At 55.6% G+C, this 13,937-nt stretch carries 13 protein-coding genes; all 13 read left to right on the top strand.

Annotated features, from left to right (window positions below):
• Window positions 1-186: 186 nt before the first annotated feature.
• The 13 genes from cyoA (at window position 187) to EAH75_RS04645 (ending at window position 13,895) form a co-directional block, all read left to right on the top strand.
• The gene (gene cyoA, locus EAH75_RS04705) at window positions 187-1,107 is read left to right on the top strand and encodes a ubiquinol oxidase subunit II (protein ID WP_206666197.1); all 921 of its coding nucleotides are present in this window, start codon (window positions 187-189) and stop codon (window positions 1,105-1,107) included.
• Window position 1,108: 1 nt separating this feature from the next.
• On the top strand, window positions 1,109-3,070 hold the full coding sequence (cyoB, locus tag EAH75_RS04700) for a cytochrome o ubiquinol oxidase subunit I (RefSeq protein ID WP_140804555.1): 1,962 nt from the start codon (window positions 1,109-1,111) through the stop codon (window positions 3,068-3,070).
• Window positions 3,071-3,088: 18 nt separating this feature from the next.
• Window positions 3,089-3,709 (top strand): cytochrome c oxidase subunit 3, encoded by a 621-nt coding sequence (locus EAH75_RS04695; RefSeq protein WP_140804553.1) that lies wholly within the window; start codon window positions 3,089-3,091, stop codon window positions 3,707-3,709.
• Window positions 3,625-4,098 carry a cytochrome o ubiquinol oxidase subunit IV gene (gene cyoD / locus EAH75_RS04690; RefSeq protein ID WP_343182726.1) on the top strand — a complete coding sequence of 158 codons (474 nt, stop codon included), beginning with the start codon at window positions 3,625-3,627 and terminating at the stop codon, window positions 4,096-4,098. The genes EAH75_RS04695 and cyoD overlap by 85 nt, the downstream gene beginning before the upstream one ends.
• Window positions 4,099-4,410: 312 nt before the next feature.
• Window positions 4,411-5,649 carry a PucR family transcriptional regulator gene (locus EAH75_RS04685; protein ID WP_140804549.1) on the top strand — a complete coding sequence of 413 codons (1,239 nt, stop codon included), beginning with the start codon at window positions 4,411-4,413 and terminating at the stop codon, window positions 5,647-5,649.
• A 295-nt stretch (window positions 5,650-5,944) separates the two neighbouring features.
• Window positions 5,945-6,715 carry a sensor histidine kinase gene (locus tag EAH75_RS04680; RefSeq protein WP_161596287.1) on the top strand — a complete coding sequence of 257 codons (771 nt, stop codon included), beginning with the start codon at window positions 5,945-5,947 and terminating at the stop codon, window positions 6,713-6,715.
• 411 nt (window positions 6,716-7,126) lie between these two features.
• Window positions 7,127-8,056 carry a 3-hydroxyacyl-CoA dehydrogenase gene (locus EAH75_RS04675; protein ID WP_140804545.1) on the top strand — a complete coding sequence of 310 codons (930 nt, stop codon included), beginning with the start codon at window positions 7,127-7,129 and terminating at the stop codon, window positions 8,054-8,056.
• Window positions 8,057-8,058: 2 nt separating this feature from the next.
• A complete protein-coding gene (locus EAH75_RS04670) occupies window positions 8,059-9,024 on the top strand; it encodes a 3-hydroxyacyl-CoA dehydrogenase NAD-binding domain-containing protein (RefSeq protein ID WP_140804543.1) in 966 nt (321 codons plus the stop codon).
• Window positions 9,025-9,101: 77 nt separating this feature from the next.
• Window positions 9,102-10,322, top strand: a complete 1,221-nt coding sequence (locus EAH75_RS04665; protein WP_140804541.1) for an acyl-CoA dehydrogenase family protein — start codon at window positions 9,102-9,104, stop codon at window positions 10,320-10,322.
• A gap of 42 nt (window positions 10,323-10,364) precedes the next feature.
• Window positions 10,365-11,156 carry an enoyl-CoA hydratase-related protein gene (locus EAH75_RS04660; protein ID WP_140804539.1) on the top strand — a complete coding sequence of 264 codons (792 nt, stop codon included), beginning with the start codon at window positions 10,365-10,367 and terminating at the stop codon, window positions 11,154-11,156.
• Window positions 11,153-11,986, top strand: a complete 834-nt coding sequence (locus EAH75_RS04655; RefSeq protein WP_140804537.1) for an enoyl-CoA hydratase-related protein — start codon at window positions 11,153-11,155, stop codon at window positions 11,984-11,986. The genes EAH75_RS04660 and EAH75_RS04655 overlap by 4 nt, the downstream gene beginning before the upstream one ends.
• A gap of 37 nt (window positions 11,987-12,023) precedes the next feature.
• Window positions 12,024-13,250, top strand: a complete 1,227-nt coding sequence (locus tag EAH75_RS04650) for a CaiB/BaiF CoA transferase family protein (protein ID WP_140804535.1) — start codon at window positions 12,024-12,026, stop codon at window positions 13,248-13,250.
• Window positions 13,251-13,418: 168 nt separating this feature from the next.
• Window positions 13,419-13,895, top strand: a complete 477-nt coding sequence (locus EAH75_RS04645; protein WP_140804533.1) for a hypothetical protein — start codon at window positions 13,419-13,421, stop codon at window positions 13,893-13,895.
• The last annotated feature ends 42 nt before the right edge of the window (window positions 13,896-13,937 follow it).

The following is a 13,937-nucleotide window of genomic DNA, read 5'->3' as shown; positions in this document are numbered from 1 at the left end:
CACTTTTGAGTCAGGGTGTGCGCCACTCTATTTGCAACGATCACGACGACAGGTCTCATCTGTTCCTTGCGGGGCAGTTTTGTCCAAGACCGCGTTGGTGGTTGCGACCTAACGTCTCCGCATTGTTATGTCGCGCAGTGGACGAATTGTGGCCACCCATCGGGCCGCCGATCGCGGAGACCAATCATGATGCTTAGAAATACGATCTCGTCGTCCTTGGTTCGTTTGACGACGGTGGCGGTCTGTACGTCTTTGGGCGCCTGCAGCGAAGGCGTGCTTTTACCTAAGGGACCTGTTGGGGCGCAAGAAAAACAGCTTCTGCTGGAAGCGCTCATTCCGATGCTGATGGTAGTTACACCCATCATCATTCTTACGCTTTGGTTCGCCTGGTGGTTCCGCGCATCCAATGCAAGGGCGAAATATCGGCCGCAGTGGGAATACTCCGGGGCCATCGAGTTTTCCATTTGGATGATTCCCATGCTCGTCATCCTGTTTCTCGGAAGCTTGGCTTGGGTCGGTGCACACCAACTCGACCCGTATCGGCCACTGGCGTCAAAGCAAAAGCCGCTTGTCGTCCAAGTCGTCGCCATGGACTGGCGCTGGCTGTTCATCTATCCGGAGCAGGGCGTTGCCAGTGTCAATGAGTTGGCCATACCGATCGACACGCCGGTCGCCTTCAAGCTGACATCGGCGACCGTGATGAATTCGTTCTTCATCCCCTCATTGGGCGGTCAGGTCTACGCCATGCCAGGCATGCAGACGCAGTTGCAACTGCAGGCGAACGAGGCGGGCAACTACCGTGGCCTATCCGCGCAGTTCAGCGGCGATGGATTCTCCGACATGCATTTCCAAGTGCTTGCGACCGATGCGGCAGGCTTCGAAGCGTGGGTCGCGCGGACGAAGTCGGCGGCGACACAACTGGATGCGACGGCCTATGACCGTTTAGTGGCGGATCACAAGGTCGGCGAGGTCACGTACTACTTCCCGGTATCAGGCGATCTGTTCGACCACGCCATCGACCACGCCACGGAACGTCCGGAATCGACGTTGGCCGTCTCTGCAAGCGCCCCTGGCGCCGCGCACATACCCGCACGATCGGAGCACTGACATGTTCGGAAAGCTTACGTTAAGTGCGATCCCCTTCGACCAGCCTATCGTCATGATCACGTGTTCCGTGCTCATTGTCGGCATCCTGGCGATCCTTGCTCTGATCACCTACATGCACAAATGGACATGGCTTTGGACCGAGTGGATCACGACCGTCGACCACAAGCGCATCGGCATCATGTACACGTTGTTGGCGACGGTGATGCTTCTTCGCGGATTCAGCGATGCGATCATGATGCGTTCGCAGCAGGCGTTGGCAAGCAGCAACGCCCACGGCTTCTTGCCACCTGAGCACTACGATCAGATCTTTTCCGCGCATGGCACGATCATGATTTTCTTCATGGCGATGCCGTTCGTGGTGGGCTTGATGAATTTCGTCGTGCCGCTGCAGATTGGTGCGCGCGACGTGGCGTTTCCTGTACTGAATTCCGTCAGTTTTTGGCTAACCGCAGCCGGGGCACTCCTGATCAACCTTTCCCTTGGTATTGGTGAATTTGCGCGCACTGGCTGGTTGGCCTACCCACCTCTATCCGAGTTGCCTTTCAGTCCTGGCGTAGGAGTCGACTACTACCTTTGGTCGTTGCAAATATCGGGAGTCGGAACGCTCCTCTCGGGCGTAAATCTGGTGACGACGATCCTGAAGATGCGTGCTCCCGGCATGCGCTTGTCGATGATGCCTATTTTCACGTGGACGGCGCTTGCGTCAAACATGCTCATTGTCGCAGCGTTTCCGATCTTGACGGCAACGTTTGCGATGTTGCTGTTGGATCGCTATCTAGGAATGCACTTTTTTACCAACGATGGCGGTGGGAACCCCATGATGTATATCAACCTCATATGGACATGGGGTCATCCAGAGGTATACATCCTCATTCTTCCGCCATTTGGCGTGTTTTCGGAGGTCATAGCAACGTTCTCCCGCAAGCCGTTGTTCGGATACCGGTCGATGGTCATAGCAACAATGGTCATCACCCTTTTGGCGTTCACCACGTGGCTGCATCACTTTTTCACGATGGGCTCGGGCGCGGACGTCAATGGATTCTTTGGCATCACCACCATGGTGATTGCCATACCGACAGGCGTGAAGATCTTCAATTGGCTCTTTACGATGTATGGCGGGCGCGTGCGTTTTGCCTCGCCGGTACTATGGACCATCGGATTCATGGTGACGTTCACAATCGGCGGCATGACCGGTGTTTTGATGGCGGTGCCTCCGGCGGACTTTGTACTGCACAACAGCCTGTTTCTCGTCGCGCACTTCCACAACGTGATCATCGGCGGTGTTGTTTTCGGCTGCTTTGCAGGTTTCACCTATTGGTTTCCGAAAGCTTTTGGATTTCGACTTCACGAAGGTTTGGGCAAAGCCGCGTTTTGGTGTTGGTTCTTCGGCTTCTATCTTGCCTTTATGCCGCTCTACATTCTTGGCTTCATGGGCATGACACGTCGTATGAACCATTACGACGATCCGGCATGGCTGCCATACCTGCTCTTCGCCGAGGGCGGAGCCGTGTTGATCCTGATCGGCATCCTGCTTCAGGTCACCCAATTGGTATGGAGCATCAGGCACCGCGAGACGTTGCGTGGCGGCGCGGCGGACCCGTGGGATGGACGCACCCTGGAGTGGTCAACGACCTCGCCGCCTCCCGCTTATAACTTTGCGCGAGTACCGAAGGTGAGTGGTCTCGACGCGTACTGGGGAGCAAAGCAGGAGGTCATGCCTGCCTCAAGCGAATCTTTCGAGGCTATTGAGATACCAAAGAACTCGGGGCTTGGATTTTTCATGAGTTTCTTCGCCGTCATCGGCGGGTTCGGCATGATCTGGCACATCTGGTGGATGGGTGTCCTGGCGATCATTGCGTTTATCGCGTTGATCGCGTGGTCGTCCTGGGACGAAAACGATGAATTCGAGCTTTCGGCCGCTGAAGTAGGCCGGCTCGAGCGCACACAACCTCACGTCGTCTGATCAGGAAGGGACAGACTTATGTCTAGCAATGTTGCATCGTTGGATATTCCCGTAGAGGGCTCGGATGAGCAGTTGTCCTCCAGACAACATATCACTGGCTTTGGCTTCTACATCTACCTTTTGAGCGATGGCATCCTCTTTGCTGCGCTGTTCGCCGTGTTCGCCGTATTGAGGACTGCGACGGACGGTGGTCCTGATGGACACATGCTCTTCAGTGCGCACAACGCATTTATCGAAACGGCTTGCCTTCTTACAAGCAGCTTTACATGCGGTATCGCCATGCTGGCGTGCGATCGGCGAAACAAGTTCGTGGCGCTAATCGGATTTCTTGTTACGGCTGCGCTTGGCCTGACATTTCTAGCGCTAGAGGTTCATGAGTTTGCCGACCTCATATCGAGGGGCGACGGCCCCGATCGCAGCGCGTTCCTATCCTCGTTTTTTACGCTCGTCAGTACGCATGGTTTGCATGTGACATGCGGGCTCCTATGGCTCGGCGTTCTCCTTGTCCAATTCCTTGGACGCGGATTTACGCCAGCAATGGTGCGTCGCTTCCTATGCTTCAGCCTTTTCTGGCACGTCCTCGACGTGGTTTGGATTGGCGTCTTCACATTTGTCTATTTGGTCGGAGGCTATCTATGACGACACATCTACGGCACGCCCCCCACCGCGGGGATTCACATACCCCTGGATTGGTGACTCGAGAGGCCCACGGAGGCCTACGCGGCTACATTGTTGGCTACGTTTTGGCGGTCATGCTCACGGTCGCCGCATTCAGTGTGGCACGCAGCACGAATATGGCTCCGTTCAGCGTCGAGGCCGGATTGGCTGTTTTGGCGATCGCTCAGATGCTTGTTCATCTCATCTTCTTTCTGCACATCAACACTGCTCCCGCGCAGAAGATCAATGTCATAGCGTTCGCAACGACAATGCTGATCATCTTGATCGTCGTCGTCGGATCCATGTGGATCATGGGTCACCTCAATCACAACATGGTCCCTATGGATCATCTGATGCAAATGCAACGCTAAGGTCCTCAGCACGAAGTGACACCATCGACGGATAGCGGGTGAGGCTCTGATATTCACGAAGACCGCGATTTCGTCGACATCGCGTGGTGGTATCGAAGGCATCAGCCTGGGACTTTCCGCAGGCAGGGCATCGATTATCAAGCGCAGATTCTGAAATTTCGAGAACAAAGGGCGCCGCACGGCGCCCTTTGTTCTGTTGTGCTCCGGTTGAAAGGCTAGACTGGAAACCGGCAGCCTTTTGAGTTCTCGCATAAGTCTTCTACCCAGCTGTGGGCTTGGGAACGATCACTACCTAATTGTGTCGGTGCAAAGATGAAAATTCCAAAAGTAACGGGAAAACTTCGCGAAGTGACTGCGGAATATGCGAGAGATCCGAGCATGATTGTCGAGAGGTCCTATCGGGCGATCTCGCAAAGTGACGGGACTTACAACAACCTGTCATCGAGCACCAAGAGCGATGTCATGGAGTCGATTCGGCTCTCAGCAGCGCTTTGGTTCAACTCCATGTTGACGGGACAAAGTCCTTCCGATGAAGACATGGAGATATTTCGAAATCTTGGGCGAAGACGTGTTCATCAAGGTGTTGACCTCGCGTCACTCCTAAGAGCCTATCGAGTCGGCTCAAAAGAGCTGTGGAACGCTTACCTGGAGCTCGCGTCAAAGCACCAGGGAGTACAGAACGAGCTTCTTTTCACCGTATCACCGTATCTTCTCGATCATTTCGACGAAATGGCACAGTCGATCGCAATCGCCTATATGGAGGAGCAACACGGGCAGTCAAGGTGGAAGGACGCACTGCGATACGAACTCTGCAATCTGATCTTTAGCCCACCCGGCGATATAGACGAGTTCAATCGAGTCTCGGAGGCCATTGGCATCGATCCGACCATCGCGAGGGTCGCGTTGGCGTTCGATACGAATGCGATAGATACGATGCCATCCCGCATGGAAGCCGAGCTAGACCGAGTGCAATTGGTTGTCACGCGCATGGCCAAGATTAGCGGGTCGGATCTTGTGAGGGTGATGTATCGCGGGCGATTGATTTTTTGGATGCCCTGCATTCGAGGTGATTCGCTTCTCGCTAGTGATCGAAGAATGGGAGAGTTGGCTGCGCGATTAGTCGAGACCGTCCCCGAGTTCAAACAGGTAGGTGTCGGGATGATGGGATTGGGCCCATCCGGTTGGTCCGGTTCCGTGGACGAAGCGGTCAAGGCACTGGAAGTCGGTGAGCGCGATGAGAGCGGCAATCGTGTGTATAGGTATTCAGACATCGCGCTGAACGAAGGCGCGAGACGTTCAGATAACGTTCTTCGCTACTTAGAGTCCCTCATTGAGCGGCTGTCGCATGAACCGGATCTATTGAGAACCTTGGAGTGCTATCTGGATCAGTTCCAAAAGCGCAAGCAAACGGCTGACATCTTGGGGATCCACCCCAATACGCTGAACTATAGGCTTGAGCGGATCCAAGAGGTTACTGGAGGGACTATTCAAGATCCTGCATGGCTGGCGAAGCTGCATGTGGCGATACGGCTTCGCAAAGGGAGCTTGTGAAAGCAGCTTGGGCCCGCGACGTCACCTGTCGCGTCGGACTTACCTCAGATACCTCGGCATTTCTTTGCCGCGGCTGCCCATTTGCGCTTAGAAAAAGTTCGTAGCTAGCGAGCCGTCAAATGCGAGTTGCCTACACGCTTTCCCGCCAGGCGTTGTGGGTTTCTACAAAAGAGATCAGGAATCTTCCAATTTCTATCAAGAAGGCATGCAGATATACAGGTGGCCGAAGGCAAGTGTGCCGGCTACTGAGGCTGTATCTGTGTGGAGCGGGCTATCCATTTCTTCCTCGAGCTGGATGTGGCTGCTGGGGAGTGGCGCGACACTGGTCTTCGCGCGTTGGAACTTAAACAGATTACGGCCTGGATGCACAGAACAAGGGAATCTTCCTCTGGAAGATGAGAGGCGTGCCGAGCGCAAGCGCATAGCGCGAGAACTGCACGATACCTTGTTGCAGGGGCTGCAGGGAATCCTGCTTGAGATTGAAGTTCTTTCCTCCAGGCTTCCGGAAGAAGAGCGCGAGCGCGCGACAACGATTGAGAAAAAGCTTCGTCATATCGTCGTGGACGGGCGCAACGCAATCAATGCGCTTCGCTTGCCCGACGACGACGAAAAAGATTGGGTGGCCACGACCCTGGAAATGGGAGAACGCGCTGCCTCAGATTCGAAGGCCAAATTCACTTTAAAGATCAAGGGTTCGCCCTGGAAACTGCGGCCAAAGGTACGAGTCGAGGTGTTAGCTGTTGTTCGCGAGGGTTTGCGAAATGCTTTTGAGCATTCGCTTGCAAAAAACATCTCTGTTGTCGTGATCTACGCGAAACGCGGATTGAAGATTTCGATTCAAGACAACGGTATCGGTGTCAGCGAGCAGCGCCTTGAGTTATGCCAGAAAGAAGGCCACTGGGGAATCGCTGGTATGCGCGAGCGAGCCGAGAAATTGGGAGGAAGGTTGATCATCAAGAGCCGACTCTCCAGAGGAACGACGGCCAGTCTAGTCATGCCAAGGGAGCCTGTGCTTATGGGGCATCGCCTCACATGTATGCCTGAGGCAACGGTGGCCATTGAGTGACAGTAAACGCCAAGGGAAGTTCTCTCTGCCACGGTGGTAACCGCGTCAATCTTGCAGCAGGTGGAGTGAGAAACGGACGAACAAGCGGTAGGCACCTCGTGCGCAGATATCGTTCATCCCGACGATTTCCGTGAGCATCGACGATGCGCTCGTGTTTGCAATCGTTGGCGTGGGAAGTCGGATCCAGCCGATTTTCATAGTTGTCTTGGTTCTCTCATTTAGATGAAACAAAAATGAAATAACAACCATTTGAAACGCAATTAGTGACTCGAAGCTCGCCTGAAATCGAATTAGTAAAAATCACAATCGTCCCTATGGTGGCGGTTTCATTCAATACCAGAAGCGTCACTCGCGGCACTGTAGCGCTTTGGATCTGACCAATTTCGTGTCAGATCGATAGATAGGTATCCCATGTCTGAAACTATCAAAGGAAACAATCGAGACGTTGACGTCAAAGCCACCGTCTCTCGTCTTTTTGTGCTTGAGTTGAACGCTGGGCGCATTCATTCCATGAATCCGGATGGTTCGGACCGTAAAACCATCGTAACGGATTGCCGGTTGCCGGATGGCATCGCGGTTGACGTAGATGCGGGTCACATCTATTGGACCAACATGGGTGTGCCGAGTCTCAACGATGGCTCGGTCGAACGCGCGGACATTGACGGCAAGAATCGGAAGACGATCATCGCGCAGGGAGAAACCCACACGCCGAAGCAGATCATCCTTGATAAGCGAGACGGCAAGCTCTATTGGTGCGATCGCGAAGGAATGCGTGTCATGCGCTGCAACCGTGATGGCTCGCAGCTGGAGACACTGGTCGAGACTGGCCATGGCGACACCGATCGCCACGATCAAAGGCGCTGGTGTGTCGGACTGGCGATCGATGGGAAATACGAACGGATCTACTGGACGCAAAAAGGACCCGATGATGCCGGGCTCGGCCGCATCTTGCGCGCTAATCTCAACATTCCAGCGGGTCAAACGGCAGCAACCAGAACCGACATCGAAATCTTTTTCGATGACCTGCCGGAACCGATCGACCTTGAACTCGACGTCCATAGCCGTGTGCTCTACTGGACCGACCGCGGCGATCCTCCGCGTGGCAATACCGTCAATCGCGCCTCTATCGACGACAAGCCGGCCGAGCCGGAGATCCTGATACACCATCTGATGGAAGGCATCGGCATCGCCCTGAATGTAGCCGGCGATCGCATGTTCGTGACCGATCTTGGCGGATCGATTTACTCCGCACGGCTCGATGGCTCCCATAGACAAAATGTTCTTTACGCACAGGGCAACCTGGCCGGTGTCGCCTACGCCGAAATCCCGCAGGAGCAATGACGATGTCGCAAAACAAACCCATTCGCCGGATTGCGATTATTGGCACAGGCGTCATCGGCGCCAGTTGGGCCGCCCTCTTCCTTGCCAAAGGTCTTGATGTAGTCGCCACCGACGTTGCGCCGGACGCGGAAGCAGCGTTGAGGCGCTTTGTAGCCAATGCCTGGCCGGCACTGCAGCGGCTCGGTCTCGCAGCTGGAACCTCACAGGATAGGTTGTCGTTCACGGCGTCCCTTCCCGATGCCATTAAAGATGCCGATCTCGTGCAGGAAAATGGGCCCGAGAAAATCGATTTCAAAAAGACGCTCTACCGTCAACTCGATGAGCTATTGCATGCCGACGTGATCATCGCTTCCAGCTCGTCAGGCTTGACGATGAGCGAGATCCAGTCGGCATGTGCCTTGCACCCCGAGCGCTGCGTCATCGCTCATCCCTTCAATCCGCCGCATCTGGTGCCCTTGGTCGAGATCGTCGGTGGTGCCAAGACCTCAGAAAAAACCATCGAACGTACCGCTGAATTTTATACCGGCCTCGGCAAGCGGACCGTCCGCTTGAACAAGGAAGTACCTGGGCATGTGGCGAACCGTTTGCAGGCCGCGCTGGCACGCGAGGTCTACCATCTCGTCGCCGACGGCGTCGTCAGCGTCGCCGATGTCGATACCGCGCTGTGCTGGGGGCCTGGTTTGCGCTGGGGCATCATGGGCCAGGTGATGCTCAATCATCTCGGTGGCGGCCAAGGCGGCATCGAGCACTTCTTCCAGCAATTCATCGGGCCGATGACCGCTTGGTGGCATGTGCTGGGCAATCCGCAGCTGACGCCCGAAGTCCAACAAAAACTGATCGATGGCGTGCATGCCGAGGTCGGTTCGCGCTCGATCGATGAACTGGCGGCGGAGCGCGATGAAGTTCTGCTCGGACTGATTGAGCTGCGCAACAAAGCCGACAAGTTCCGCTCAACTACATCGAACTGAAATCAGGCATCAGCGCCAAGATCGATCACACCTTTTCAAATCCTCCGGCTTTCCAGCCGCAGGAATAGGAACTCTACATGTCCACAGCGACCGAAACGAACAGGGCCGCCGGGCCGAAGCCTGTGCCAGTACCGAATGGCGATTTCTATCTGCTCGTCGAGCTTCTCACGCCCGAGGAGAGAGCGGTCGTCAAAAAAGTGCGGACCTACATGGAAACCAAGGTCCAGCCAGTTATCAACAAATACTGGTCCGATGACGCGTTTCCGTTCGAACTGCTGCCTTCGTTCAAGGAACTTGGCATCGGCGGGCTTGGCTATGAGGGTTATGGTTGCGCCGGCGGTAGCCAGAAACTGTTCGGCTACGTCACGATGGAGATGGCGCGCACCGATGCATCCATGTGTACGTTCTTCGGTGTACACAGCGGCTTGGCCATGGGCTCGATTTTTCTCGACGGCTCTGAAGAACAGCGCCAGAAGTGGCTGCCGCCGATGGCGCGCTTTGAAAAGATCGGTTGTTTCGGGCTGACCGAACCGCTGGTCGGTTCGGGATCCAGCGGCGGTCTGAATACGACGGCCAAGCGCGAAGGCGATACCTGGGTTATCAACGGCCAGAAGCGCTGGATCGGCAACTCGCCATGGTGCGATATTTCGATCATCTGGGCACGCGATCTGGATGACAATCAGGTCAAAGGCTTCATCATCGAGAACAAGACCACGCCCGGTTTCGTCGTCGAAAAGATGGAGCACAAGATCGCGCTGAAGGTCGTTCAGAACGGCCAGATCACGCTGACCAACGTCCGGGTGCCGGAGGAGAATCGCCTGCAGGGCGGCAACTCGTTCCGCGACACCGCACGCGTACTGCGGATGACGCGCTACATGGTGGGCTGGGCTTCCACCGGCATCCAGATGGGCGCGTTCGAGGCCACGCTCAAATACACGCAGGAGCGCTCGCAATTCGGCAAGCCGATTGCCTCATTCCAGTTGGTGCAGGACATCCTGGCCAAGATGCTCGCCAATGTGACCGCGTGCCAGTGCATGATGCTTCGGCTTGCGCAACTCGATGACGAAGGGAAACTCAGCGATCACCAGGCCGCGCTCGCGAAAGCATTTTGCACGGCCAAGTCGCGCGAAACCGTCGCCTGGGGGCGCGAGCTGCTAGGAGGCAACGGCATCCTCGCCGACTACAACGTCGGGCGTTTCTTTGCCGATGCCGAGGCGCTCTATTCCTACGAAGGCACGTATCAGATGCAGAATCTGATCGTCGGTAAAGCCATCACCGGTCATGGCGCCTTCGTTTGACGCGCGTCGCGGCGACCAACCAGAAAATCTAAGGAGATGGAAATGCCTGAGATCGTGACCGAGCGCTTCGAGAACATACTTCGAATCCAGTTCAATCGACCGGAAAAGAAGAACGCAATGACCTCCAACATGTACTCGACAGTAGCCGAGCTGCTCAATGCCGCTGCCAAGGACGACGAAACGCGGGTTGTGCTCCTGCACGGAGCCGACGATGCATTCTGCGCGGGCAATGACCTCGAGGATTTTCTCCATAACCCCCCCAAGAGTGACGACAGCCCGCAGGCCCGCTTCTTCGCTGCGTTAATCGAGTTCGACAAGCCACTTATCGCCGCGGTGCATGGCGTCGCCATCGGCGGGGGCACGACCATGCTCACGCACTTCGACTTCGTGTATGCCGCGGAGCATACGAGATTCCAGATGCCTTTCGTGAATCTCGCCCTGGTACCGGAGCTTGGAACGAGCTATTGGCTTCCCGCCCAGATCGGCTACCTCGCCGCAGCGGAATTGGTTTTACTAGCGCTGCAGTTCGATGCACGCCGTGCGGCGGAGCTGGGGTTCATCACGCGCATCGTGGCCGAGGCAGACCTCATGGCAACAGCTCTGGGCACGGCACACAAATTGACACGACAGCCGGCTGGGGCCGTTCGCGCGAGCAAGCGGCTAATGAGGCGCACCTTGACCGCTCAAATGACGGCTGCCGCGGAACTCGAATTCCGGGAGTACGCATCGCGTTTGCAGTCGGGTGATGCTAGGGAAGCCATCACGGCATTCTTCGAAAAGCGCCAGCCTGACTTCACAAAGTCGAAGGCTACAGTTGGAGGGTCCTTACAATGACCTCGCCCATAACCACTTCGGCACTCGAACCATCTTCAACGACGGGGCCGAACCTCGAGAACGTTCTATACGAGAAAAAGGGTTTGATTGCCTACGTGACAGTCGATCGACCCAAGGTGCTCAACGCTCTGAATACGTCGACATGGGCAGATCTGAAAGCTGCATTCGAGGATGCGAAAGCCGATACCTCCGTGCGCGGCGTGATCCTCACCGGTACGGGTGACAAGGCATTCATTGCTGGCGCCGATATCGGTGAACTCGCGCATTTGAACGCCTACGAAGCGGAGGAGTCCAGCCGGTTCGGGCAAGGTGTGCTGGACCTTATAGAAAATCTCGGCAAGCCGGTGATCGCTGCGATCAATGGTTTTGCACTTGGTGGAGGCTGCGAGACGGCCATGGCCTGCACCATGCGAATCTCTGTGGAACATGCCAGATTCGGACAGCCCGAAGTGAAATTAGGCCTGTTGCCCGGCGGGGGTGGAACGCAACGTTTGCCGCGTCTTGTAGGAAAAGGGCGTGCGTTGCAACTGATCCTCACCGGCGAAACTATTTCCGCGCAAGAAGCCTACCGCATTGGCCTTGTCAACGAAGTCGTTTCTGCGGACAGCCTGATTGGTCGTGCCGAAACCATCCTGAAGCAGGTCGCGGCCAACGCGCCCATCGCTGTGAAGTTTTCCTTGGATGCGGCGAACAAAGGCATGGAGACCAGCCAAAGCGCAGGGCTCGCACTGGAAGCTGCCTACTTCGGCATTTGCGCCGCCAGCGAAGACAAGATGGAAGGTACCTCTGCTTTCCTCGAAAAGCGTGCACCTGAGTTTCGGGGGCGTTGAAGTCACTGCCGCACACTGCGAATTAAAGAGAATAAACATGGCAAGCGAAAATATTTTTTCGGGGCTGAAGGTAGTCGACTTGGCGAGCTTCATCGCAGGCCCGAGTGCTGCGGTAATTTTGTCCGACTTCGGCGCTGACGTCATCAAAGTGGAGCCGCCGAGCGGCGAACTTTGGCGGCATGCGCACAACGTCCCACCACAACCGAGCGCCGAGGATGCATACCCCTGGCACTTGGCCAATCGCAACAAGCGAGGCATGGCGCTTGATCTCAAATCCCCGCGCGCACAGGAGGTTCTGGAAAGGCTCGTCAAATGGGCAGATGTTCTTATCGTCAATACGCCGCATCCGGCACGCGCACGACTCAAGCTTGAATATCAAGATGTTGTTCGATGGAACTCGCGCTTGATCTATGCAGACATCACAGGATTCGGCGAAAAAGGGCCTGACGCTGATCTCCCTGGCTTTGACATTACGTCGTATTGGGCTCGCAGCGGGTTGTTGTCGATGACGCGGGATGCTGGGGCGCCGCCCACTTGGCCGGTGGCGGGCAGCGGCGACAATGCAACCGCCGTCAGCCTCTATTCTGCGATAGTTACCGCGCTGTATCGTCGAGAGCGAACGGGGGAAGGCGCACATGTCACCACCTCGCTACTTGCGGGAGGCATCTGGTCTGCAAGCGTGTCTATCCAGGCCGCGCTATGCGACGCGAAGTTCTTTGGGTTGCACGATCGCAAAAACCCCGCGAATGCAGCGATGAATGTCTATCGCGCCGCGGATGACACATGGTTTGTTCTTGTCGTCACATCCGACAAGTTGGCGGCTGTGGCGACAGCAATTGGACGCCCCGACCTCCTGACCGACCCGAGATTTTCCGTGCCGGCGAAGCTGATGGCGAACATGCCCCAGCTCACTGCCATCCTCGATGAAGTTTTCGGCACACAGCCGATGGAGTATTGGTACAAGGTATTCCAAGGTATTCATGTGACGTTCGGCGCTGTGCGAGATCCGAGAGAGGTCATTAGCGATCCACAGCTTCTGGCAAATAACATCATTGTTCCGCTTGAAGGTGCGGGTGGAAAGCTGACCTCCACCATCAGTAGCCCACTTCAGGTGCATGGTGTCGATAAAGTGTCCGCCAGGCGCGCTCCGAAGATCGGAGAGCACAATGACGAAATTCTCCTGCAATTGGGATTCGGCGTAGCCGAAATAGAAGGGCTGCGCGCAAGTGGGGCTGTTCCGGTAACGAAGGAACATGCAGGCTAGTACAATAGAACGGCCGCATGATCATGAGGGGCGCCGGTACCCAGCCCTTTCTAGCTGCCAGCTAATTGTCGAGTGGCGGAAAAGGTACATGATGTCGTGACAATAAAGCGTATGGGAGCTGGATAAGCGTCCCTACATCATCTCGACCCTAATCTCGTAAGAGTGCTTATGGAAACGGCATTGATTGGCACATTGTCTGCTCTCACTGGCTCTGCTATCGGCGCGCTCGCGCCAGTTCTAAGTAACGTCATTTTGCAGAGGAGCACGACTCGCAGAGAATTCCTGACCAGGAGCGTGGCGTCCAGGGAATCCCTATATTCTGAATTTATTAACCAGGCGTCGCACTTGTACGTCAGTTCGTTAACGCGTGACATAGAGGACTTCGAGAACTTGCTGCAAGTCCACGCGCTGGTAGGCCGAATGAGGCTTACATCTTCCAGCGAAGTCGTGAAGGAAGCTGAGGCACTTATGCGCAAGATAACGGCTAATTTTTCTAAAAAAAATATGACGCTGAATGAAATACAGAAGCTCTCGCTGAGCGCTGGAAAGTCGCCCATTGAGCCATTTAGCCTGGCCTGCCGCATTGAACTGAATACCATCGTACAAACCATGCATCTTCCTCGATACAAATTGGATCATGCGTAGCAGTGAGCAACGTCGCATCATGCATGTGAGTGCGGCCAATCT

Origin of the sequence: Rhodanobacter glycinis (genome assembly GCF_006438785.1) — a bacterium.
GTDB classification, from domain to species: domain Bacteria; phylum Pseudomonadota; class Gammaproteobacteria; order Xanthomonadales; family Rhodanobacteraceae; genus Rhodanobacter; species Rhodanobacter glycinis_A.
The sequence above is the reverse complement of the archived record's forward strand: the minus strand, read 5'-3'. Positions and strand labels throughout refer to the sequence as shown.